This is a genomic window from Kibdelosporangium phytohabitans (assembly GCF_001302585.1).
Classification (GTDB): Bacteria; Actinomycetota; Actinomycetes; order Mycobacteriales; family Pseudonocardiaceae; genus Kibdelosporangium; species Kibdelosporangium phytohabitans.
On sequence record NZ_CP012752.1, the window covers coordinates 7,857,629 to 7,879,136 of the forward strand.

The 21,508-nt window shown below is 68.3% G+C and carries 21 protein-coding genes; 6 read left to right on the forward strand and 15 right to left on the reverse strand.

Annotation, left to right across the window (positions count from 1 at the left end):
* Positions 1-75: 75 nt before the first annotated feature.
* Positions 76-1,239, forward strand: coding sequence for an MFS transporter (locus AOZ06_RS35485; RefSeq protein WP_054293368.1), 1,164 nt, complete (start codon positions 76-78; stop codon positions 1,237-1,239).
* On the opposite strand, the gene AOZ06_RS35490 is transcribed toward AOZ06_RS35485, so the two are convergent.
* From AOZ06_RS35490 to AOZ06_RS35530, 9 genes are all read right to left on the reverse strand, one after another.
* The gene (locus tag AOZ06_RS35490) at positions 1,227-2,060 is read right to left on the reverse strand and encodes an amidohydrolase family protein (RefSeq protein ID WP_054293369.1); all 834 of its coding nucleotides are present in this window, start codon (positions 2,058-2,060) and stop codon (positions 1,227-1,229) included. The genes AOZ06_RS35485 and AOZ06_RS35490 overlap by 13 nt on opposite strands.
* On the reverse strand, positions 2,057-3,001 hold the full coding sequence (locus AOZ06_RS35495) for an aldo/keto reductase (RefSeq protein ID WP_054293370.1): 945 nt from the start codon (positions 2,999-3,001) through the stop codon (positions 2,057-2,059). The genes AOZ06_RS35490 and AOZ06_RS35495 overlap by 4 nt, the downstream gene beginning before the upstream one ends.
* On the reverse strand, positions 2,998-3,309 hold the full coding sequence (locus AOZ06_RS35500) for an L-rhamnose mutarotase (RefSeq protein WP_054293371.1): 312 nt from the start codon (positions 3,307-3,309) through the stop codon (positions 2,998-3,000). The genes AOZ06_RS35495 and AOZ06_RS35500 overlap by 4 nt, the downstream gene beginning before the upstream one ends.
* Before the next feature lie 4 nt (positions 3,310-3,313).
* Positions 3,314-4,339 (reverse strand): ABC transporter permease, encoded by a 1,026-nt coding sequence (locus tag AOZ06_RS35505; protein ID WP_054293372.1) that lies wholly within the window; start codon positions 4,337-4,339, stop codon positions 3,314-3,316.
* Complete coding sequence (locus tag AOZ06_RS35510) at positions 4,336-5,856, reverse strand: sugar ABC transporter ATP-binding protein (RefSeq protein WP_054293373.1); 1,521 nt, start codon at positions 5,854-5,856, stop codon at positions 4,336-4,338. The genes AOZ06_RS35505 and AOZ06_RS35510 overlap by 4 nt, the downstream gene beginning before the upstream one ends.
* Positions 5,856-6,887: a sugar ABC transporter substrate-binding protein gene (locus AOZ06_RS35515; RefSeq protein WP_218922193.1), complete on the reverse strand. Its 1,032-nt coding sequence runs from the start codon at positions 6,885-6,887 to the stop codon at positions 5,856-5,858. Before AOZ06_RS35515 ends, AOZ06_RS35510 begins: the two co-directional genes overlap by 1 nt.
* A gap of 114 nt (positions 6,888-7,001) precedes the next feature.
* A complete protein-coding gene (locus tag AOZ06_RS35520) occupies positions 7,002-7,757 on the reverse strand; it encodes an SDR family NAD(P)-dependent oxidoreductase (RefSeq protein WP_054293374.1) in 756 nt (251 codons plus the stop codon).
* A complete protein-coding gene (locus tag AOZ06_RS35525; protein ID WP_054293375.1) occupies positions 7,754-9,055 on the reverse strand; it encodes an enolase C-terminal domain-like protein in 1,302 nt (433 codons plus the stop codon). Before AOZ06_RS35525 ends, AOZ06_RS35520 begins: the two co-directional genes overlap by 4 nt.
* A gap of 1 nt (position 9,056) precedes the next feature.
* Positions 9,057-9,926, reverse strand: a complete 870-nt coding sequence (locus AOZ06_RS35530; protein ID WP_054293376.1) for a fumarylacetoacetate hydrolase family protein — start codon at positions 9,924-9,926, stop codon at positions 9,057-9,059.
* Between the two features lie 150 nt (positions 9,927-10,076).
* On the opposite strand from AOZ06_RS35530, the gene AOZ06_RS35535 reads away from it, so the two are divergent.
* Positions 10,077-11,303 carry a serine hydrolase domain-containing protein gene (locus tag AOZ06_RS35535; protein WP_054293377.1) on the forward strand — a complete coding sequence of 409 codons (1,227 nt, stop codon included), beginning with the start codon at positions 10,077-10,079 and terminating at the stop codon, positions 11,301-11,303.
* A 181-nt stretch (positions 11,304-11,484) separates the two neighbouring features.
* Here AOZ06_RS35535 and AOZ06_RS35540 read toward each other — a convergent pair whose 3' ends face one another.
* A complete protein-coding gene (locus tag AOZ06_RS35540; protein ID WP_054293378.1) occupies positions 11,485-12,144 on the reverse strand; it encodes a TetR/AcrR family transcriptional regulator in 660 nt (219 codons plus the stop codon).
* Between the two features lie 43 nt (positions 12,145-12,187).
* Between AOZ06_RS35540 and AOZ06_RS35545 the strand changes: the two genes are divergently transcribed.
* Genes AOZ06_RS35545 through AOZ06_RS62310 form a run of 4 tightly spaced genes read left to right on the forward strand, consistent with a single transcriptional unit; the run spans position 12,188 to position 14,933 of the window.
* Positions 12,188-12,610 carry an ATP-binding protein gene (locus AOZ06_RS35545; RefSeq protein ID WP_054293379.1) on the forward strand — a complete coding sequence of 141 codons (423 nt, stop codon included), beginning with the start codon at positions 12,188-12,190 and terminating at the stop codon, positions 12,608-12,610.
* Positions 12,607-13,374 (forward strand): SigB/SigF/SigG family RNA polymerase sigma factor, encoded by a 768-nt coding sequence (locus AOZ06_RS35550; RefSeq protein WP_054293380.1) that lies wholly within the window; start codon positions 12,607-12,609, stop codon positions 13,372-13,374. The genes AOZ06_RS35545 and AOZ06_RS35550 overlap by 4 nt, the downstream gene beginning before the upstream one ends.
* Positions 13,375-13,434: 60 nt before the next feature.
* Positions 13,435-14,262: a non-homologous end joining protein Ku gene (gene ku / locus AOZ06_RS35555; protein ID WP_054293381.1), complete on the forward strand. Its 828-nt coding sequence runs from the start codon at positions 13,435-13,437 to the stop codon at positions 14,260-14,262.
* 56 nt (positions 14,263-14,318) lie between these two features.
* On the forward strand, positions 14,319-14,933 hold the full coding sequence (locus tag AOZ06_RS62310; protein WP_054293382.1) for a TetR/AcrR family transcriptional regulator: 615 nt from the start codon (positions 14,319-14,321) through the stop codon (positions 14,931-14,933).
* On the opposite strand, the gene AOZ06_RS35565 is transcribed toward AOZ06_RS62310, so the two are convergent.
* From AOZ06_RS35565 to AOZ06_RS35585, 5 genes are all read right to left on the reverse strand, one after another.
* Positions 14,920-15,891 (reverse strand): beta-ketoacyl-ACP synthase III, encoded by a 972-nt coding sequence (locus AOZ06_RS35565; protein WP_335338308.1) that lies wholly within the window; start codon positions 15,889-15,891, stop codon positions 14,920-14,922. The two genes, AOZ06_RS62310 and AOZ06_RS35565, sit on opposite strands and share 14 nt — an antisense overlap.
* 66 nt (positions 15,892-15,957) lie before the next feature.
* Positions 15,958-16,599 (reverse strand): TetR/AcrR family transcriptional regulator, encoded by a 642-nt coding sequence (locus AOZ06_RS35570; protein ID WP_218921836.1) that lies wholly within the window; start codon positions 16,597-16,599, stop codon positions 15,958-15,960.
* A 91-nt stretch (positions 16,600-16,690) separates the two neighbouring features.
* A complete protein-coding gene (locus AOZ06_RS35575) occupies positions 16,691-17,548 on the reverse strand; it encodes a 3-hydroxybutyryl-CoA dehydrogenase (RefSeq protein ID WP_179950861.1) in 858 nt (285 codons plus the stop codon).
* Positions 17,549-17,572: 24 nt separating this feature from the next.
* Positions 17,573-20,800: a fused isobutyryl-CoA mutase/GTPase IcmF gene (gene icmF / locus AOZ06_RS35580; protein WP_054293385.1), complete on the reverse strand. Its 3,228-nt coding sequence runs from the start codon at positions 20,798-20,800 to the stop codon at positions 17,573-17,575.
* 80 nt (positions 20,801-20,880) lie between these two features.
* A complete protein-coding gene (locus AOZ06_RS35585; RefSeq protein WP_054293386.1) occupies positions 20,881-21,483 on the reverse strand; it encodes a hypothetical protein in 603 nt (200 codons plus the stop codon).
* Between the last annotated feature and the right edge of the window lie 25 nt (positions 21,484-21,508).

Genomic DNA, 21,508 nt, shown 5'->3' on the forward strand with positions numbered 1-21,508 from the left:
ATTACCCGCGTGTGCAACTATCTCGCTGGCGGGTAGTCGCGCGGGCTTGAACTACTGGGAGTGGAGACCTCAACCATGCCTATCGCGCTCCTCGCGCTGGCAATCGGTGCCTTCGGGATCGGGACGACCGAGTTCGTCATCATGGGCCTGCTGCCCGAAGTCGCCGCCACCTACTCCGTCAGCATCCCCACCGCCGGGCTGCTGATCAGCGGATACGCCCTCGGTGTCGTCGTCGGCGCCCCGCTGCTGACCGCGATCGGGTCGCGCTGGTCGCGCAAGCCCATGCTGATCGGCCTGATGGGCCTCTTCGTCCTCGGCAATGTGCTTTGCGCGATCGCGCCCAGCTACGAACTGCTGCTCGTCGGCCGGATCGTCACCTCTCTTTCACACGGCGCGTTCTTCGGCGTCGGCTCGGTCGTCGCCGCGAGCCTGGTCGCGCCCGCCAAGCAGGCCAGTGCCATCGCGTTGATGTTCACCGGCCTCACCCTCGCCAATGTCCTCGGTGTTCCACTCGGCACCGCGCTGGGTCACGCGTTCGGCTGGCGGTCGGCGTTCTGGGCTGTGTCCGCGCTCGGACTCGTCGCGATGCTCGGCGTCCTCGCGCTCGTCCCCGCCATCCCGAAGGACACCACGACCAACCTCCGCCACGAGCTGGCTGTTTTCCGCCGTCCGCAGGTCTGGCTGGCGCTGGCGATGACCACGTTCGGTTTCGCCGGGATCTTCACGTCGTTCACGTACATCGCGCCGATGATGACCGAGGTCGCCGGGTTCTCCCCCGGTGCGGTCACCTGGTTGCTGGTGCTGTTCGGCGTCGGCGTGGTCACCGGGAACCTGTTCGGCGGCAAGGCCGCGGACAAGGCGCTGATGCCCAGCCTGTACGGCTTCCTCGCGGCGCTCGCGGTGGTTCTGCTGGTCTTCACGTTCACCGCGCACTCCCAGGTCGGCGCGGCGATCACGATCGTGCTGTTCGGCGCGGCCGGGTTCGCCACCATCTCCCCGCTGCAGATCCGTGCGCTCGCCAAGGCCGAAGGCGCGCCCGCGCTGGCCTCCGCCGCCAACATCGGCGCGTTCAACCTGGCCAACGCCATCGGCGCCTGGGTCGGCGGCCTGGCCATCGAGCACGGCCTCGGTTACACGTCCACGAACTGGATCGGCGCCCTGCTCGTCCTCGTCGGCCTCGGGGTCGCGGTGTACTCAGGACGGCTCGACCGCACGAAGAAGCTCGTTCACAGCCCGTAGACGCGTTGCGCCGTACGGCCGAAGACCTGATCGCGCTCGGCTTCCCCGAGACCGGCGGTCAGGTCCTCCGCTGCGGCGACAACCTGGCCGTACGACCCGGCCAGCAGGCACACCGGCCAGTCCGAGCCGAACATCAGCCGCGACGGCCCGAACGCGTCGAGCACCACGCCGGCGTACGGCCGCAGGTCGTCGACCGTCCACTGTGCCCAGTCCGCTTCGGTGACCAGGCCGGAGAGCTTGCACGTGGCGTTCTCGAAGCCCGCGAGTTCCCGGATCGCCGACGCCCATGGCTGCAGCAGGCCACGGGCGATCGGCGGTTTCGCGCAGTGGTCCAGCACGAACGGGAAGTCCTGGAACGCCGCGACAGCCTCGATCGACGCCGCCAGCTGATGCGGCAGCACCAGCAGTTCGTACAGCAGTCCGGCGTCGAACACGGCTCGCAGGCCGCGTTGTACGTCGTCACGGCACAACCAGCGCGGATCCGCCTCGCCTTGGACCTGGTGCCGGATCCCGCGCAACCACTCACCACCAGGCCCGGACTTCAGCCTCGCCAGGTCGTCCACGACAGACGGCGCTGTCAGGTCCACCCAGCCGACCACCGCGCCGATGCGTGCCGTCTCCGACGCGACCACCAGCAACTCCGGGGTCTCCCCGGCGGCCACGACCGTCTGCACGAGCACGGTCCGGTCGAACCCGGCAGCCGCTCCGGCCAGGTCCGCCGGGCCGAAGTCGCGACGGATCGCGGACATCGTCACCGGGTCGATCCAGTCCTGGTCGCGGACCGACAGGTCCCAGAGGTGGTGGTGCGCGTCGACCCTCATCCAGCCAGCAGTCCTTCCGCACGCAGGTCGTCCCACAGCTCGTCCGGTACCGGTTGGGCGAACAGGCTCGCGTTGCGGACCGCCTGCGCCTGCGACTTCACCCCGAGCACGACCGACGCGACCGCTGGATGACGCAGCACGAACTGCACAGCCGCCTGTGGCAGCGTGACACCGTGCCGCTCACAGACCGTCGCGATCCGTTGCGCGCGCACAACCAGTTCCTTCGGCGCCTGAGCGTAGTTGTACTTGGCGTCGTCGGACACCTGCGTTCGCGCGAGCAGACCCGAGTTGAACACACCGGCCGCGAGGATCGACACGCCTCGTTCTTCGCACAGCGGCAGGAACTCGTCCGCCGCGGTCTGTTCCAGCAGCGTGTACCGGCCGGCGAGCATCACCACGTCGATCGACGACTCCCGGACGAACTTCGCGGGCAGCTGCCACTGGTTCATCCCGGCGCCGATCGCGCCGACCACCCCCTGTGCGCGCAGGTCCTCCAACGCGGGAATGCCTTCCCGTGACGCCTGTTCACCGTGGTCGTCCGGGTCGTGCAGCAGCAGGACGTCCACCCGGTCAAGACCGAGACGTTCCAACGAGGACTCCAGCGACCTGCGGACCCCGTCCGCGCTGAAGTCCCACACCCGGCGGTGCGTGCGCGGCACGGCGAACCCGTCGGCCAGGTCCAGTCCCGTGCCGTCGAACGGTTCGAGCAGCCGTCCGACCTTTGTGGACACCACGTACTCGGCACGCGGCTTACCGGCGAGGAACTTGCCCAGCCGCCGCTCGGACAGACCCAAGCCGTAGTGCGGCGCGGTGTCGAAATACCGAACACCCGCGTCCCACGCCGCCTGCAGCGCCGCTTCGGCGTCGGCGTCGGTCACTTCGGTATAGAGATTGCCGATACCGCCCGCGCCGAACCCGAACTTCGAAACCTCGACCTTCACGGCAGCTCCCACACCTTCCTGACGTCCGGCTCGGCGCCGGAGTAGTCGTCCTCGACCTCCAGCAGCTCGGCCATCCGCGCCTGCCACGGGACGTTGGCGGGATGATCGCGCAGCGAGTCGCGCATCCTGGCGTAGTCGTCGACCTCGACGACGTGGAACAGATCGCGGCCGCTGCGCCAGATCCGCCACGAGCGCACGCCCGCGTCCCGCAGCGCCACGTCCAGCTCAGGCGGGATGGCCGCGTGCACGCGGTCGTAGTCGGCTTCCTTGCCCGGTTTGAGCCGGGTGTGCAACGCAACCGTCTCCATGCGGCTACTCCTGGGCCTTGCCGGTCGTCAGTCGGGACAGCACGAGCGCGAGGAGGATGATGACACCCTTGATCGCGTTGAACCAGTGCCCGTCCACAGCCGTCAGCCGCAGGATGTTCAGGATCAGCCCGAGCACCAGGACACCGCACAGCGCGCCGAACAGCGTGCCCTTGCCGCCGTTGAGGCTGATCCCGCCGATCACGGCCGCGGCGAAGACGTCGAAGATCATCCCGTCGCCCAGGTTGGCGCCGATCGCGCCGAGCCTGCCGGTCTCCAGCATCCCGGCGAGCGCGGCGAGCACACCGCCGATGATCAGGACCGTCCAGATCACCTTGTTGGTGCGGATACCCGCTGCTTTCGCGGCGTCGACGTTGCCGCCGACCGCGTACAGCGAGCGGCCCTGGCGGAAGTACGACAGCGCGACGATGCCGATCGCGAACAGCGCCAGCGAGATCCACACCGACAGCGGCAGCCCGAGCCACGTCTCGAAGCCCAGGTACATGAACGACTGCGGGATCTGGAACAGGCTGTTGCCGCCGGAGACTCCCTCGTGCAGACCGCGGACGGTGATCAGCATGCCCAGCGTCACGATGAACGCCGACAGCTGGAACTTCAGGATCAGCAACCCGTTGAACGCACCGATCAGCGCCCCGGTCAGCAGGCACAGCGGAACCGCGAGCCACGCGGCCCACTCCGTGCCGAGGCCGTGCGCGGACGCGGGCACCACGAGCGCGATCGCCAGCACCGGCGCGAAGCCGATCGTCGACTCCAGCGACAGGTCGAACTTGCCGGTGATCAGGATCATCGCCTCGGCCAGCACCAAGAGGCTCAGCGCGCTCTGCTGCTGCAGCACGCCCAGCAGGTTGCCCGTGGTGAGGAAGGTCGGATCCAGCAACGCCCCGACCACCAGCAGAATGACGATCGCCGGGACCAATGCCAGGTCGCGGAACCGCGCGAACCGCAGCGGCGGGCGGCGGCCGGAGGCGGTGGCCGTCGACGCGCCGGTGTCCGGCGAGAGCGTTTCGGTCATTTCTCAGACACCCCTTCGATGGCCGCGACCAGGTCCTGTTCAGTCCAGTCCCGCCCGAACTCGTGCGCCACCTCGCCGTGGAACATCACCAGCACCCGGTCGCACACCCGTAGATCGTCCAGTTCGTCGGACACCACGATCACCGCCGTGCCCGCGCGGGCGACCCGGTCGACCACGCCGAGCAGCGACTCCTTCGACTTCACGTCGACACCCGCGGTCGGGTTGATCAGCACCAGCACCCGCGGGTCACTGGCCAGCGCCCGTGCCATCACGACTTTCTGCTGGTTGCCGCCGGACAGGTCCGACACCGGCTGGTCGGCGCCGGAAGTGACGATGTCGTAGGACTCGATCGCGTTGCTGCCGACACCGGCCAGCCGCTTGGGCGCGACGAGACCGGCCGGGCCGAGCTTGTTCATCACGGTCATCGCCGCGTTCTCCGCGATGCTCAGCCCCAGCACGAGCCCCTGGTGGTGACGATCCCGCGGCACACAGCCGATCCCGTGGCGCAACGCGTCGAGGACCGAGCCCGGTCTGACCTTGCGTCCGTCCACTTCGATCACACCGGAGGACGCCTTGCGCAGGCCGTACACCGTCTCGGCGAGCTGGTGCTTGCCGCTGGACGCGCTGCCCGCGAGGCCGATCACCTCGCCCTTGCGGATGCTCAGGCTGACGTCGCTGAACGAGTCCCCGGTCAGATTCCTCACGTTCAGCGCCACCCCGGTGTCCTGCGAGACATCGGGCCGGTCCGCCGCGCCGGGCACGGACAGGCCGCCCGGCTCGCCGGTCATCGCGTCCACCAGTTCCGCGCGGCCCAGCTCGGCCACGGGCGCGGTGAGGATGTGCCTGGCGTCGCGGAAAACCGTGACCGTCTGGCACACCTCGTAGATCTCTTCCAGGTGGTGGGAGATGAACATGAACGTGATGCCGGTGTCCTGCAACGCCCGCAGCCGCTCGAACAAGCGCTCGATCGCCGGCCCGTCCAGCTGCGCGGTCGGTTCGTCGAGGATGATGAACCTGGCGCCAACCGACAGCGCACGGGCGATCTCCACCAGCTGGCGCTGCTCGACCGTCAGCTCCGACGCGGGCGTGGTGACGTCCACGGCCACACCGAACGGTTCGAGCAGCTCGCTCGCCTGCTTGCGCAGCTTCGGCCAGCTGATCATCCGCTTGCCCTGGCGGTTGATGAACAGGTTCTCCGCCACGGACAACGCGGGCATGATCGTGGACCGCTGGTACACGCACGCCACGTTGCGCCGCCAGCCCTCGCGGTCGCTCAGCGCGGGCGCGGGGTTGCCGAAGAAGGAGACCTCGCCGCTGTCGGCCGCCTGCAGGCCGGTCAGTATCGAGACCAAAGTGGACTTGCCGGCGCCGTTGCGGCCGACGAGCGCGTGCGACTCGCCGTCCCTGATCTCGATGCCGACGTCGTCGAGCGCCACCGTCCTGCCGTAGCGCTTGGTGACGCCGCGCGCCACGGCGGCGAACTGCCCGCTCGCCGCCGGTTGGTTGACAGCACTCATCACTTGCCGATCTGGTTGCCCCACAACGCCTTGTCATCGACGTTGTCCTTGGTCACGAGCGGCGCGGGCAGCTGGTCCTCCAGGTTGCCGTTGCCCACGTCCACGATGGTCGACTCGTGGTCGGTCTTGCCCGGCTGGAACGTCTTGCCCTCCAGCGCGGCCTTGGCGTAGAACAGCGCCCACTTCGCGTACAGGTCCGCGGGCTGGGAGACGGTCGCGTCGATCTCGCCCTTGCGGATCGCCTCGAACTCCTGCGGGATGCCGTCGTTGGACACGATGAAGATGTGGTTCGGGTCCCCGGCCGGAAGCAGGTGGTTGGTCGAGCGCAGCACCTGCAGCGTCGGCGCCAGGAACACGCCACCGGCCTGCATGTAGATGCCCTTGATGTCCGGGTGCTGGTTGAGCCGGGTCTGCAACGCGGACGCGGCCTTCGAACCCTCCCAGTCGGTCGGCTCCTCGAACACCGTGATGCCCGGGTACTTGTCCTTCATGCACTTGGCGAAGGCCTCGGAGCGGTCACGTCCGTTCACGCTGGACAGCGCGCCCTGGAACTCGACGACCTTGCCCTTGCCGCCGAGCTTCTCGCCGAGGAACGCGCACGCCTTCTCGCCGTAGGCCTTGTTGTCCGCGCGCACGACCATGTACACCTTGCCACTGTCCGGCCGGGTGTCCACTGTGACCACTGGGATCCTCTGCTGCTCCAAGCGCTGCAACGTGGTCGCGATCGCGCCGGTGTCCTGCGGCGCCATCACGATCGCCTTGGCGCCCTGGCCCTGCAGCGTCTGTACGTTGGCGACCAGGTTCTCGACCTTGTTCTGCGAGTTGGTCGACGGCATCAGGTTGACGTTCAGCTCCTTGCCGAACTGCGGCACGTACTTGATGTACGAGTTCCAGAAGTCCGAGTCGGCACGCGGGAAGTCCACGCCCACCTTGGCGTTGCCATCGGCTGCGCCGCCGGGCGAACCCGACGGGGACTGGCCGCACGCGGCGGCGGCCAGGACCACAGTGGCAACCGTGGCCACGGTCTTGATTGAACTGCGGACGGGCACCACAGGTCCTCCTTGACGGCGGTGTCGACATAGTCCAAGACAAACCCTCGTGAGTGTTTTGGCCGGTTCTAACCGGACGAAACACTCACGAGCTTTTTACTGGGCGGGGGGCCTGAGGCGCAGGCCGTGCATGCCGCCGTCCACGGCAAGCACCGTTCCCACCGTGGCGCCCGACAGGGGGCTGGCCAGGTAGGCGATCGCGTTGGCCACCTCGTCGGCCGACACGAGCCGGCCCGTCGGCTGGCGTGCGTTCAGGGCGAGTCGTTCGGCTGCCGGGTCCGCTGCCTGGTCGAGCAACCTGCCCACCCATGGCGTGTCCGCCGTGCCCGGCGCGACGCAGTTGACCCGGATGCCTTCGCGGACGTGGTCGGCCGCCATGGCCAGGGTCAACGCGTACACCGCGCCTTTGCTCGCGGAGTACAGGGCGCGCTGCGGGAGTCCGGCCCACGCGGCGATCGAGCACGTGTTGACGACCGCGGCGGCCGGCGAGTGCCGCAAGTACGGCAGGGCGTGCCGGGCGACCCTGGCCATCCCGACCACGTTCACGTTCAGCACCCGCAGCCACTCGTCGTCGTCGTTGGCCGCGACGTCGCCGACGGCACCGATGCCCGCGTTGTTGACCACCACGTCCAGCCGGCCGAACCGCTCGGCCACACCGTCCACAGCGGACTTCACCTGCGCGTCGTCGGAGACGTCGACCGCGAAGCCGGTGATGCCGTCCGGCAGGCCGCCCGGGTCGAGGTCGAGCGCGGCGACCGTGGCTCCCCTGCTGGTCAGCAGGTTCGCCGTGGCCAGGCCGATGCCCGACGCGCCGCCGGTGACCGCGGCGACAAGCCCGGCGAAGTCACTCACGAGTTCTCTCCCGTCCACTCTGGACCATCAGGGAAGCGGTAGCGCCGCAACGTGGCGTCGTGCATCCGCGCGGAGAAACCGGGTTTGCGCGGCGCGAGGTAGTACCCGGCGCGCACGACGGCCGGGTCGGTGAAGTGCTCGTGCAGGTGGTCGACCCACTCGATGGCCCGGTCGGTCTGCGTGCCGGACACGGCGACGTAGTCGAACATCGACAGGTGCCGGACCAGTTCGCACAGTCCGACACCGCCGGCGTGCGGGCACACCGGGACTCCGAACTTGGCCGCCAGCAACAGGATCGCCACGTTCTCGTTGACGCCGCCGACGCGGGCCGCGTCCAGCTGGAGCACCGAGATCGCCTCGGCCTGGAGCATCTGCTTGAACATCACGCGGTTGTGCACGTGCTCGCCGGAGGCCACCCGGATCGGCGCGATCCGGGTGGCGATCGCCTGGTGGGCCAGGATGTCGTCCGGTGAGGTCGGTTCTTCGATCCAGTACGGGTCGAACGGTGCCAGCGCCCGCATCCACGCGACCGCGACCGAGACGTCCCAGCGCTGGTTGGCGTCGACGGCGATCCGGATCTCGTCGCCGACCGCGGCCCTGGCCAGGCGCAGCCTGCGGATGTCGTCGTCGAGGTCGCCGCCGACCTTCAGCTTGATCATGTCGAAGCCGTCGGCGACGGCCTGCTTGGACAGCCGCACCAGCTTGTCGTCGGAATAGCCGAGCCAGCCCGGCGAGGTCGTGTACGCGCGGTACCCGTTGTCGAGCACGTGCTGGACACGCTCGGCCTTGCCTTGCTGGGCGCGCGTGAGGATCTCGTACGCCTCGTCGGGCGTGATCGCGTCGGTCAGGTACCGGAAATCGACGAGACCGACGATCTCCTCGGGCGCCATGTCGCTCAGGAACTGCCAGACCGGCTTGTCCGCACGGCGTGCCGCGAGGTCCCACGCGGCGTTCACGACGGCGCCGACGGCCATGTGCGCGACGCCCTTCTCCGGGCCGAGCCACCGCAGCTGCGAATCGCCGACCAGTTGCCGGGAAAGGGAAGCCAGTGCCGTCGCGTCCTGCGGCACTGGCAACCCGAGCACGTGACCTTCGAGCGCGCGGATCGCCGCGGCCTGCACGTCGTTGCCGCGGCCGATGGTGAACGCGAAGCCGTACCCGTCGGGGCCTTCGTCGGCGTGCAGCACGACGTAGGCGGCCGAGTAATCCGGGTCCGGGTTCATCGCGTCCGAGCCGTCGAGCTCACGCGAGGTGGGGAAACGGACGTCGAGGACGTCCATACCGACGATCGTCGCCATGTCACGCCTGCCCGACGGTCTGCCGCTGGCGGCCGAGGCCTTCGATCTCGAGTTCGACCACGTCCCCCTGCCGCAGGTACGGCTTGGGCTCAGGCTGGCCGAGCGCGACCCCCTGCGGGGTGCCGGTGTTGATCACGTCACCTGGCCGCAGCACCATGTACTGGCTCAGCGAGTACACGATCTCGGCCACCGGGAAGATCATGTCCTTGGTGCTGGAGTCCTGCTTGAGCTCGCCGTTGACCCACAGCCGCAACGCGAGGTCCTGCGGGTCGGGGATCTCGCTCGCCGGGCGCAGCCACGGGCCGAGCGGGTTGAACGTCTCGCACGACTTGCCCTTGTCCCACTGGCCGCCGGGCCGTTCCAGCTGGAACTCGCGCTCGGAGACGTCGTTGGAGATCGCGTACCCGGCGATGTGCCCGAGCGCCTGGCCGGGTGAGTCCAGGTACCGCGCGGTCCTGCCGATCACGATCGCCAGCTCGACCTCCCAGTCGGTCTTCGTCGACTTCCTCGGCACGAGGACCTCGTCGTACGGGCCGACCACGCAGTCCGGCGCCTTCATGAAGACCACGGGCTCGCCGGGGATCGCGGCGCCGGACTCGGCGGCGTGTTCCCGGTAGTTCAGGCCGATGCAGACCACTTTCCCCGGCTGCGCGACGGGCGCACCGACGCGCAGACCGGTACCGTCAGCTGGGTCGTCGACGCGCTGCGCCGAGCCACTCGCGATGGCGTCGGCGGCGCGCGCGATCCCGTCCCCGGCAAGGAAAGCACCATCGATGTCGCCGGTCAGCCCACTGAGGTCGTACAGCGTCCCGTCGTCGGCGCGGATCACCGGCTTCTCCTCGCCGATCCCGCCGAGGCGCATCAGGTGCATGTCGGATTTCCCTTCCTCCCCGCCGCCAAGACATCCGATGTATATCGCCTTCAGACCCCGCCCGTCCAGCCCCGTCATCACATCGACGCTCAAAACTCCGATGATTCGCCCCGGCATGTGCACCAAACACCCCCAAGGAAGTGAGAGCGAATGCCGATCCACGGCACGCACGAGCCTGAGTTCGTCGAGGTGCTCGCGGAGTTCGAGCGGAACTTCGCCGAGCGCGGCGAGGTCGGCGCGTCCGTGACGGTGACTGTCGACGGCCGGACGGTCGTCGACCTGTGGGGTGGCGTGGCCGACCCGCGGTCCGGTGCGGAATGGGACGCACAGACCCTGGTCGACGTGTGGTCGTGCACCAAAGGCGCGACCGCGCTGTGCGCGCACATCCTGGCCGACCGCGGTGAACTCGACCTGAAGGCGCCGGTCGCCCAGTACTGGCCCGAGTTCGCCCAGAACGGCAAGGAGGGCGTCCTCGTCCAGCACCTGCTCGACCACCAGGCAGGACTGGCCGGTGTACGGGAGCAGCTGCCCGAAGGCGCGTTCTACGACTGGGAGCTGATGACCAGCACGCTCGCCGCCGCCGAGCCGCTGTGGACGCCCGGCACCACCCACGGCTACCACGGCCTGACATTCGGGTTCCTCGTCGGCGAGGTGGTCAGGCGGGTCAGCGGGCAGCCGCTGGCCGACTTCTTCGCCTCGGCGGTGAGCGGGCCGCTCGGCCTCGAGTTCTGGCTGAGCCTGCCGGAGAGCGAGGAAGCCAGGGTGGCGCCGACCATCCCGCCGGACCTCACCAAGCCGGGAACACCGGTACCGAGCCTCTACCTGATCGCGATGAGCGACCCGACGTCCATCCCGGGCCTGATGGTCCTGAACAACGGCGGGTACATGCTGCCCGGGCAGTTCAACTCCGGGACGGCCCACCGCTCGACGGTCGGCGCGGCCGGCGCGATCACCAACGCCCGCGGTCTCGCGGGGATGTACCGCCCGCTGGCGCTCGGCGGCACGTTCGGCGACGTACGCCTGGTCAGCCCCAACCAGGTCGCGGTGATGGGCCAGGTGACGTCGGCGTGCTCGGTGGACGCGACCGTGCTCGTGCCGTCCAGGTTCGCCAGCGGGTTCATGAAGTCCGTCGACAACCGGCACCTGGCCCCGAACGACCAGGAAGCCGTCCTGCTGTCGGAGGACGCCTTCGGTCACAGCGGGATGGGCGGTGCGCTGGGCTTCGCCGACCCGAGGGCCAAACTGTCCTTCGGCTACGCGATGAACCGCCAGGGCACGGGTATCGGCGTGAACGAACGCGGCCAGTCGTTGGTGAACGCGGTGTACCGGGCGCTGGGGTACCACCGGATCACCGACGGCGGCGCCTGGTTCGGCTGAAAAGGCCGCCCTTTCGGACAGTCCGATCGGGCTCGCGCTGGGGAACTCTGTGCCGTCATGCGACAGATCGGCGATGAGCGGTACACGCTTGTCCGCGAACTGGAGAAGGACGTCCCCTACCCGCCGTTCGACGCGCTCGTGGCCGAGACGACGACATGTGATGTCCCGCTGATCCGCCCGGCTACTCCACGCCGGGGCCGTAGATCGTGCGCAGCCAGATCTCGGCGAGCGTGTCCACGATGTCCGCGTCCCACTTGGCCGAGCGCTTGGCCATCGACTGGTGGTAGCAGGTGGTCTCGTTCATCAGCACGAGCACGCGCGCCAAGGTCTGCGCCGACGGCGGGCCCGGCAGCGCCAGACCGGCCCTGCGCTCGCTCTCGATCTGGACCGCAGTCGACCGCATGAACCGCCGCGCGACCTGTTCCCACAGCTCAGCCAGGCGCCGGTCCGATTCACGGCCGCGCACCGACGCACGCAGCACGGGCCCGTGCTGCCGCCACAACGCCACGGTCGCGGTCAGCGCGCGGCGGACCGCGACGCTGGGCGGCTCGTCGCCGCGGCGGAACCAGACGATCCCGCTCGCGTAGATCTCCCGCAGGACACGTTCCGACAACGCGTAGAGCACGGCCTCGCGCGACTCGAAGTGGAAGTAGAACGTCGAGCGGGACAACCCGGCCCCCGCGGTCAGCTCGTCGATGCCGATCTCGTGCAGGGATCGCTTGGCCAGCAACCGTTCCGCGGTGTCCAGAATGGCCTGCGTGGTCAGGTCGCCCTTGCTCGGCCTGCGGGCCTGGTCGTCCTCGCCAGGCCTCGCCTGCTCGGGCTGGCGACGGACCGTCATGCCCTCATTCTTGCAAACGAGTGTAAGTACTACTGTTGTCCGGGTGACGAAGCCTGAGCAGCCGGACCCGTCCGGCGACGAGATCGAGGTGCGGGTCGCGGCCGACGCCGCGCAGCTGCCGATGCTGCGCGCGATCACGTCCGCGGTCGCCATGCGCCAGGACCACAACCTCGATTCGATCGCCGACCTGAAGATGGCGGTCGACGAGGCGTGCTCGATGCTGGTGCTCAGGGCGATCGCCGGATCGATCCTGACCGTGCGCTACACCCCGAAGAACGAGATCAAGGTCGTGGCGACGGCGTTGTCGGACACCGACGACTGGCCGGACACCGGCGCGTTCTCGTGGCACGTGCTGACCACGCTGACCGACTCGCTGGACGCGGGCGTGTCGCAGGCGCCGGCCGACCCGGGCGGGCACCTGCTGTGGATCGAAGTGACCAAACGCAACGCGGCGGGCGGCGAGTGAACCCGCGCGGCGGCTACGACCACCTCGCCCCGCTGTTCGAAGAGCTCGCCACGCTGCCCGCGGACAGCCCCGAACGGGCCCGCATGCGGGAGCGGCTGGTCACCGAACACCTGCCGGTCGCCGAGCACATCGCACGCCGGTTCAGCCACCAGGGCGCCCCGCTGGAGGACCTCGCGCAGGTCGCCAGGATCGGCCTGATCAACGCGGTCGACCGGTTCGACCCGCAGCACGGCTCGGACTTCATGTCGTACGCGGTGCCCACCATCATGGGCGAGGTCCGGCGGCACATCAGGGACACGAGCTGGGCGGTGCACGTGCCGCGCAGGCTCAAGGAGCTGCGGCTGTCGATCGGCGGCGCGGTGACCGAGCTGTCGCAGAAGCTGGGCAGGGCGCCGACGCCGAGCCAGATCGCCGAGCACCTCGGGATCAGCCGGGAAGAGGTGTTCGAGGGCCTGGAGGCCACCAACGCGCACCACTCGCTGTCGCTGGACTACCTGCTCACCGACGACCCCGACTCGGCGTCGCTGGCCGACACGCTCGGCGCGGACGACCCGGAGCTGAGCGTCGTCGACGCCCGTGAGGCGCTGTACCCGCTGATCAAACGGCTGCCGGAGCGGCAGCAGAAGATCATCACGCTGCGGTTCTTCGGCAACCTCACGCAGACGCAGATCGCCGACCGGCTGGGCATCAGCCAGATGCACGTGTCCCGGTTGTTGGCAAAGAGCCTCGACACGCTGCGGGCGAGCCTGTCCAGCGACGGCTGACCTGGCGTTATTTACTCCATTGGGGTTGCGAAACTCGCGCCGGATGGGTACCAAGCCACTATGAGACCCGTCTGGCGCGGTGCCATCTCATTCGGGCTGGTGACCATCGCCGTCCGGATGTTCGGCTCGACCGAGGAGCACGACTTCCGGTTCCACCAGGTCCACCCCGAGGACGGGGGCCGGATCCGGTACAAGCGCGTGTGCGAGATCTGCGGCAACGAGGTCGAATACCGCGACATCGCCAAGGGCTACGAGCTGGAAGACGGCCGGGTGGTGATCCTCACCGACGAGGATTTCGAGAAACTGCCCGTCTCGACCGACAAGTCCATCCAGGTGCTGGAGTTCGTGCCGACCGAGGAGGTCGACCCGATCTTTTTCCAGAAGACGTACTACCTCGACCCGGACAAGACGGCCGGTCGGCCCTATGTGCTGTTGCGCCAGGCGCTCGAGGACACCGACCGGCACGCGCTTGTCAAGATCACCGTGAGGCAACGCGAGTCGCTCGGCATCCTGCGCGCTCGTGACGACGTTCTGGTTCTGCACACGATCTTCTGGCCGGACGAGATCAGGAAACCCGATTTCGGATTCCTTGATCAAGATCTCGAGGTGCGCCCGCAGGAGCTCAAGATGGCCACCTCGTTGATCGACAACATGTCGGGTTCGTTCAAACCGGAGCAGTTCACCGACGAATACCGCGACGCCATGGCCGAGCTGGTCACGGCCAAGGCGGACGGCGCTGAACTGCCGGAACGCCCGGAAGAGGAAGACACCGGCGACGTGATCGACCTGATGACCGCATTGGAACGCAGCGTCGAACAGACCCGCGCGAAGACAGCGGCGGAGCAGCCGCCGAAGAAGAAGCGCGCTTCGAAGAGCAAGTCCGCCTAAGCGCTAATAGGTGGCCCCATTCCACGCCGAGCCCTGCGGCATGGAATCCTCAAGGCATGAGTTCTGCTTCCGAACCACGCTGGCGACGACTCGAACCAGACGCTCGGCGGGAACAGATCCTCGTCTGTGCTATCCGGCTATTTTCCGAACGGCCGTACCCGGCTGTCTCGACAACGGACATCGCACAGGAAGCCGGTGTCGCCAGAGGGTTGATCAACCACTATTTCGGCACGAAACGCGATCTTTATCTGGAAGTTGTCCGCCGAATGGTGACTATTCCCAGTTCAGCGCCCCAAGCGCTGCCGCCCGGCAGTTTGGAAGAGCGGATAGAGGCCAGTGTGAACTGGTTCCTTGACAGGGTGCTGCGGCACAGCAAGACGTGGCTCGTCGCGGTCGGCGGTGTCGGCCACGACCCGGACATCGAACGGATCCTGGCCGAAGCCGACGAGAACGCCGCCGACCGGGTCCTGGAGTTCGTGGGCCTGACCGACGTGAACGAACACCGCGAGCAGCTGCGCGCGATGGTCCGGGCGTACGCGGCCATGGTGAAGGCCGCGGGCCGCGAATGGGTGATGGGCAACCACCTCAGCCGCGACCAGGTCCACCTCCTGCTCAGCCAGACCCTGCTCACCCTGGTCAGGGACACGTTCCCCAAGGTCAGGGCAAGGTGACCACTTGCGCGGCGTAGCTGAGGCCCGCGCCGAAGCCGACCAGCAGCGCCAGCGAGTCCCGTTCGACGGCCTTGGCCTCGATCAGCCGCTGCAGCGCGAGGGGGATCGACGCGGCCGACGTGTTGCCCGACCGCACCACGTCCTGCGCCACGACAGCGTCCGGAGCTCCGATCTTCTTGGCCATGGCGTGGATGATCCGCAGGTTGGCCTGGTGCGGCACGATCGCGGCCAGCTGCCCCGGTTTCACCCCGGCGCGTTCGCACGCGGCGAGCGCGATCGGGTGAACCTCGGTGGTGGCCCAGCGGAAGACCGCCTGGCCCTCCATGTGCATGCCGTGCGTGAAGTCCGGGATACGGATCAGGTCGGCGCCCTGGCCGTCGCTGCCCCAGACGACTGGGCCGATGCCCGGCTCGGTCGACGGGCCGACGACCGCGGCTCCGGCGCCGTCACCGAAGATGATGGACGTTCCCAGATCGGCGGGGTCGACCCACGCGGTCATCCGCTCGGTGCCGACCACGAGCACGTAGTCGGCCGACCCGTTGCGCACCACGTCCGCCGCGACCGTCAGCGCGTAGCAGAACCCCGCGCACGCGGCGTTCAGGTCGAAGGCGCCCGCGGTTCTCGCCCCGATGCGGTACGCGACCTCCGACGCCACGTCCGGCATCGGCCGTGCGGCACTGCAGCTGGCCACGATCACCAGGCCGACGCGGGACACGTCGAGACCCGCGTTCCCCAGCGCCTGCCGACCGGCGGCGACTGCCATCTCCTGCACCGTCTCGGCCTCGCTGGCCTTGCGCAGCGACACGATGCCGGTGCGCCCCCGCACCCACTCCCCCGTCCGGCCGAAACGCTTGGCCGTCTCCTCGCTGGTGACCACAGTTGACGGCTGGTAGGCACCGAAGCCGACGATCCGGGACCCGGCAACCGGCGTGGCCTGCCGAATGCGAGAAACTTTCACTGCGGAAACTCCACCCATGGAGCCCATCCTGACGGCTACCAATGAGTAAGAGTGTCATCCTCAGGTCTATGTTTCCGACGGCGTCGCGGCCGGAGCCATCAATACTGCCAAGTAACTTCTCGCGAATGCGCGAACCGACTCGTCGTCGGCCAGCGGAATGCAACTGTCCGGCGTGAGGGTGAACGAGATGGCAAGCCGGACGAAAAGCTCAGCGACACCCGCCGGATCCCGTCCGTCAACCGGCTTGTCACCATCCGGGAGCCGTTCCGCGTGACCAACGAGGAAATCGCGGGCAACGGCGACCACGAGCCCGCCATTGACAGTGAGATACGGCAACAACGCCTCCGGGTCACTGGCCAGAAGACGGGACAGCAACGGGTCGCGCCGGGCATACCTGACGCCGACCACAAAGCCTTCCACCAGCCGTTCCCGCGCTGTCGGCAAGCCGTCCACAGCGGCCGCGATGCTGCCGAAGAAGCGACGGCATTCCCGCACCAGCACAGCTTGGACGAGGACGTCCTTGTTCTCGAAGCGCCGGTAGAGCGTGGCACGGGACACACCTGAGCGTTTGGCCACCGCGTCGACGTTCGTGCGGCGCAGACCGTAGGCGAGGAACTCCGCGAGGGCGGCATCCAGAATCGCCGCACTGACCGGGTCGTCATCTCCGCCGTTCGTGCGGACGAGGTCCAGCAGGGCGTTGGGCTCCACCCCAGTCAGCCTAGAGCAGACCGAAATTCCCAGCGTGCTCGTCGTGAGTGGTTCGGCCGGTTCTAACCGGCCGAACCACTCACGAGCATTCTCAGTACTGGAAAAAGCCCCGGCCGCTCTTCTTGCCGAGCAATCCGGCGTCGACCATGCGGAGCAACAGCGGAGGCGGTGAGTACAGCGGCTCCTTGAACTCCGCGTACATCGACTCGGCGATCGCCTTCGTCGTGTCGAGGCCGATCAGGTCCGTGAGGTGCAACGGCCCCATCGGGTGCGCACAACCCAGGATCATGCCGTTGTCGATGTCGTCCGGCGAGGCGAACCCGGACTCCAGCATCCGGATCGCCGACAGCAGGTACGGCACCAGCAGCGCGTTCACCACGAACCCCGCCCGGTCCTGCGAGCGGATCACCTGCTTGCCGAGCACACCCGTGACGAACGCGTCCGCGCGCGACTGCGTCTCCTGGCCGGTCAGCAGCGACGGCACGAGCTCCACCAGCTTCAGCACCGGTACCGGGTTGAAGAAGTGCACGCCGATCACCTGCGCGGGGCGGTTGGTCGCCATGCCGAGCTTCATGATCGGGATCGACGAGGTGTTCGACGCGAAGATCGCGTCCGGGTCCTCGACCACCTTGTCCAGCGCGGTGAAGACCTCCGTCTTGACCTGCTCGTTCTCCGCGACCGCCTCCACCGTGAACTGGCGGTCGGCCAGGTCCCCGATGTCGGTCGAGAACGTGAGGCGGGCCAGCGCCGCGTCGCGGTCCTCGGCGGACAGCTTGCCGTTGCGCACGCCCCGCTCGAGCGACTTCTCGATCCGGGCCTTGCCGGCGGCCAGCGCGTCCGCCGACGCCTCCGTCACCCTCACGTCCAGCCCGGACCGCGCGCTCACCTCCGCGATGCCCGAACCCATCAGCCCACAGCCGATCACACCCACGCGGCGGATCTCGCTCACGTTCGTCCCTTCACTACTCATGGCCTAGACATTACGGCGGTACTGACCGCCGACCTCGAAGAACGCCTCGGTCACCTGTCCGAGGGTGCAGACGCGGGCCGCCGACATCAGCTCGGCGAAGACGTTCTCGCCCGAGGTCGCCGCCGCACGCAGCCTGCGCAGCGCCTCCTGCGCCTCCTCGCGGTGCTTGGCCTGGAAATCACGGGTGCGGTCGACCTGCGAGCGCTTCTCGTCCTCGGTGGCACGCGCCAGCTCGATCTCGATCGTCTCCTCGCTGCCGTTGTCCGGCAGGAAGGTGTTCACGCCGATCAGCGGCAGCGAACCGTCGTGCTTGCGGGTCTCGTAGAGCATCGACTCGTCCTGGATGCGCCCGCGCTGGTAGCCGGTCTCCATCGCGCCGAGCACGCCACCGCGGTCGGACAACCGGTCGAACTCGGCCAGCACGGCCTCCTCGACCAGGTCGGTCAGCTCGTCGATGATGAACGAGCCCTGCAGCGGGTTCTCGTTCTTCGACAGGCCCCACTCCTTGTTCACGATCAACTGGATCGCCATCGCCCGGCGCACCGACTGCTCGGTCGGCGTGGTGATGGCCTCGTCGTACGCGTTGGTGTGCAAGGAGTTGCAGTTGTCGTACAACGCGCACAGCGCCTGGAGCGTGGTGCGGATGTCGTTGAAGCTCATCTCCTGCGCGTGCAGCGAGCGCCCCGAGGTCTGCACGTGGTACTTGAACTTCTGGGACCGCTCGTTGGCGCCGTAGCGCTCGCGCATCGCCACCGACCAGATCCGCCTGGCGACCCGGCCGATCACGCTGTACTCGGCGTCCATCCCGTTGGAGAAGAAGAACGACAGGTTCGCCGCGAAGTCGTCGATGTGCATGCCGCGGGCCAGGTACGACTCGACGTAGGTGAAGCCGTTGGCCAGGGTGAACGCCAGCTGGCTGATCGGGTTCGCGCCCGCCTCGGCGATGTGGTAGCCGGAGATCGACACCGAGTAGAAGTTGCGGACCTTCTGCTGGATGAACCACTCCTGGACGTCCGCCATCATCCGCAGCGAGAACTCCGTGGAGAAGATGCACGTGTTCTGGCCCTGGTCCTCCTTGAGGATGTCGGCCTGGACCGTGCCGCGCACGTTCGCCAGCGCCCACGCGGCCAGCTCGGCGTGCTCCTGCGCCGAGGGCTCACGGCCCTGCTCCGCGCGGAACGCGTCCACCCGTTGGTCGATCGCGGTGTTCAGGAAGTACGCCAGGATCGTCGGCGCCGGGCCGTTGATCGTCATCGACACCGACGTGGTCGGCGAGGTCAGGTCGAAGCCGTCGTACAAGGCCTTCATGTCGTCCAGCGACGCGATGGACACGCCCGACGTGCCGATCTTGCCGTAGACGTCCGGCGGGGTGTCCGGGTCGCGGCCGTAGAGCGTGACCGAGTCGAACGCCGTCGACAGCCTCGTCGCCTCGGAACCCGACGACAGGTACTTGAAGCGGCGGTTGGTGCGGAACGCGTCGCCCTCACCGGCGAACATCCGCGCCGGGTCCTCGCCGTCCCGCTTGAACGGGAAAACGCCCGCGGTGAACGGGAACCGGCCGGGCAGGTTCTCCTTGCGCAGGAACCGCAGCACTTCGCCGTCGTCGTCGAACGACGGCAGCGCGACACGCGGGATCTTGCTGCCGGACAACGTCTCCCGGACCAGCGCCGTGTGCAGTTGCTTGTCCCTGATCCGCACAACGAGCTCGTCGCCGGTGTAGTCCTCCTTGGTCTTCGGCCAGTCGGCCAGCAGCTGCGCGGCCTCCTGGTCGACCTTCCGCGCCGCTGCCGTCACCAGCTCATCGACGTCCTCTGTGGACCTGCCGGCCCTGGCGAGCGCGTCCTTCGTCGCCTCGAAGTGGCTCAGCTCGCGGACCGCGGCGACCTGCTGCTCGGTCTTGGTGTGGTAGCCGCGGACGGTGTCGGCGATGTCCGACAGGTAGCGGGCGCGGGCGGCGGGCACGACCGTCGCCGCCGAGGTGGACGTCTTGTGGCCGACCGCGGGCAGCGTGCCCTCGGTGATCGACAGGCCCTTCTCCACCAGTTGGTCGCGCAGGTACTGGTACAGCGCGGTCACGCCGTCGTCGTTGAAGGTCGCGGCGCTCGTGCCGTAGACCGGCATGTCCTCCCACGACTGGCCGAACGCCTCGCGGTTGCGCACCATCTGGCGGCCGACGTCACGCCGGGCGTCCTCGGCGCCGCGGCGCTCGAACTTGTTGATCGCCACGGCGTCGGCGAAGTCCAGCATGTCGATCTTCTCCAGCTGGGACGCGGCACCGAACTCCGGCGTCATCACGTACAGCGAGAAGTCGACGAACGGCACGATCGCCGCGTCGCCCTGGCCGATACCGGGCGTCTCCACGATGATCAGGTCGAACCCCGCGGCCTTGCACGTCCCGATCACGTCCGCGAGGCCGTCCGGCACCTCCGCGCCCGCCCGCCGCGTGGCCAGCGACCGGAAGAACACGGTCTCGCCGTCCACGCTGTTCATCCGGATGCGGTCGCCGAGCAGCGCGCCGCCGCCCTTGCGCCGGGTCGGGTCGATCGCCAGCACCGCGATGCGGACCTTGTCCTGCTGGTCCTGGCGGAACCGGCGAACGATCTCGTCGGTCAGCGAGGACTTGCCGGAACCCCCGGTGCCCGTGATGCCCAGCACCGGGACCTGGCGGCTGGTGCCGATCGCGTCCTTGCCCGCGAACACACCCGCCTCGATCTGCGTGATCGCCCGCGCCAGCACGTCCTGCTGGCCCGACAGCAGGCCGTCCCACGAGTCGGGCGCCCGTCGCGCCAGGTCGTGGTCGCAGTCCTCGACCATCGTGTTGATCATCTTGGCCAGGCCCATCTTCTGGCCGTCGGCCGGGGAGAAGATGTGCGCGACGCCACGCGAGTGCAGCAGGTCGATCTCGGCGGGCACGATCACGCCGCCACCGCCGCCGAAGACCTTGATGTGCCCTGCGCCCCGCTCGTTGAGCAGCTCGACCAGGTACGAGAAGTACTCGACGTGCCCGCCCTGGTAGGCGCTGATCGCCACGCCCTGCACGTCCTCCTGGATCGCGGCCGCGACGACTTCCTTGACCGAGCGGTTGTGACCGAGGTGGATCACCTCGGCGCCCTGGGACTGCAGGATCCGCCGCATGATGTTGATCGCGGCGTCGTGGCCGTCGAACAAGCTGGCCGCGGTGACGAACCTGACCGGGTTCACCGGACGGTGCAAGGGCGCCTGAGTGGTCATGAGAATAGTTTGACGTCCAACTTTCGGATGGACAACCTTGTGTGCGCCGTGTCTCGGAAAAACACGCCTCCACCTGCCGATCAACGCAGCAGCAAAAACACCACGCCGCCCGCGACGGGACCCAGGAATGAACCGACGACGACCTGCGCGGCGGTGTGGTCGCTCACCCGGACACGCGCCCACGCCACCAGCGCGACCAGCGGGACGAGCAGCGCGAGCCACCAGCCGTAGATCAGGATGACCGTGGCCACCGCGCCGCCGGCGACCGTCGCGTGCAACGACACCTTCCACCATTTGGTGATCACGACGCACACCGCGAGCACGGCGATCATCGACCAGGCCAGCGCGACGACGTCCCTCGGCGCGTCGCCGACCAGCAGGATCACCAGGCCCACGACCGCCGACAGCAGGCACATCAGCAACGGGACCGCCCGGCGCTCGCGCTCCCTGACCCAGTGCCCGTCCCACTTGCCCTTGCGCGCGCCGCTGACGATGAACGCCATCGGCAGCACGCTGAAGAACACCGCGACCACGAGCGACCACACGATGGTGGCGACGACCTCGTGCCCGGTCGCGTTCCACGCCACCGCGGACGGCAGGAGCACCACGATGGTGGCGGGTGAGAGCACCTCGGTGACGATTTTGGCCAGCCGTAGCCCGGCGCTGCGGTTCTTGGTGATCACGAGTCAGATCTTGGCATTGCGGGGT

Excerpts from the sequence above, each read along its gene's own strand:
- AOZ06_RS35485 (WP_054293368.1), top strand. The coding sequence starts at position 76 with ATGCCTATCGCGCTCCTCGCGCTGGCAATCGGTGCCTTCGGGATCGGG.
- AOZ06_RS35490 (WP_054293369.1), bottom strand. The coding sequence starts at position 2,060 with ATGAGGGTCGACGCGCACCACCACCTCTGGGACCTGTCGGTCCGCGAC.
- AOZ06_RS35500 (WP_054293371.1), bottom strand. The coding sequence starts at position 3,309 with ATGGAGACGGTTGCGTTGCACACCCGGCTCAAACCGGGCAAGGAAGCC.
- AOZ06_RS35505 (WP_054293372.1), bottom strand. The coding sequence starts at position 4,339 with ATGACCGAAACGCTCTCGCCGGACACCGGCGCGTCGACGGCCACCGCC.
- AOZ06_RS35510 (WP_054293373.1), bottom strand. The coding sequence starts at position 5,856 with ATGAGTGCTGTCAACCAACCGGCGGCGAGCGGGCAGTTCGCCGCCGTG.
- AOZ06_RS35525 (WP_054293375.1), bottom strand. The coding sequence starts at position 9,055 with ATGGCGACGATCGTCGGTATGGACGTCCTCGACGTCCGTTTCCCCACC.
- AOZ06_RS35530 (WP_054293376.1), bottom strand. The coding sequence starts at position 9,926 with ATGCACCTGATGCGCCTCGGCGGGATCGGCGAGGAGAAGCCGGTGATC.
- AOZ06_RS35535 (WP_054293377.1), top strand. The coding sequence starts at position 10,077 with ATGCCGATCCACGGCACGCACGAGCCTGAGTTCGTCGAGGTGCTCGCG.
- AOZ06_RS35540 (WP_054293378.1), bottom strand. The coding sequence starts at position 12,144 with ATGACGGTCCGTCGCCAGCCCGAGCAGGCGAGGCCTGGCGAGGACGAC.
- ku (WP_054293381.1), top strand. The coding sequence starts at position 13,435 with ATGAGACCCGTCTGGCGCGGTGCCATCTCATTCGGGCTGGTGACCATC.
- AOZ06_RS62310 (WP_054293382.1), top strand. The coding sequence starts at position 14,319 with ATGAGTTCTGCTTCCGAACCACGCTGGCGACGACTCGAACCAGACGCT.
- icmF (WP_054293385.1), bottom strand. The coding sequence starts at position 20,800 with ATGACCACTCAGGCGCCCTTGCACCGTCCGGTGAACCCGGTCAGGTTC.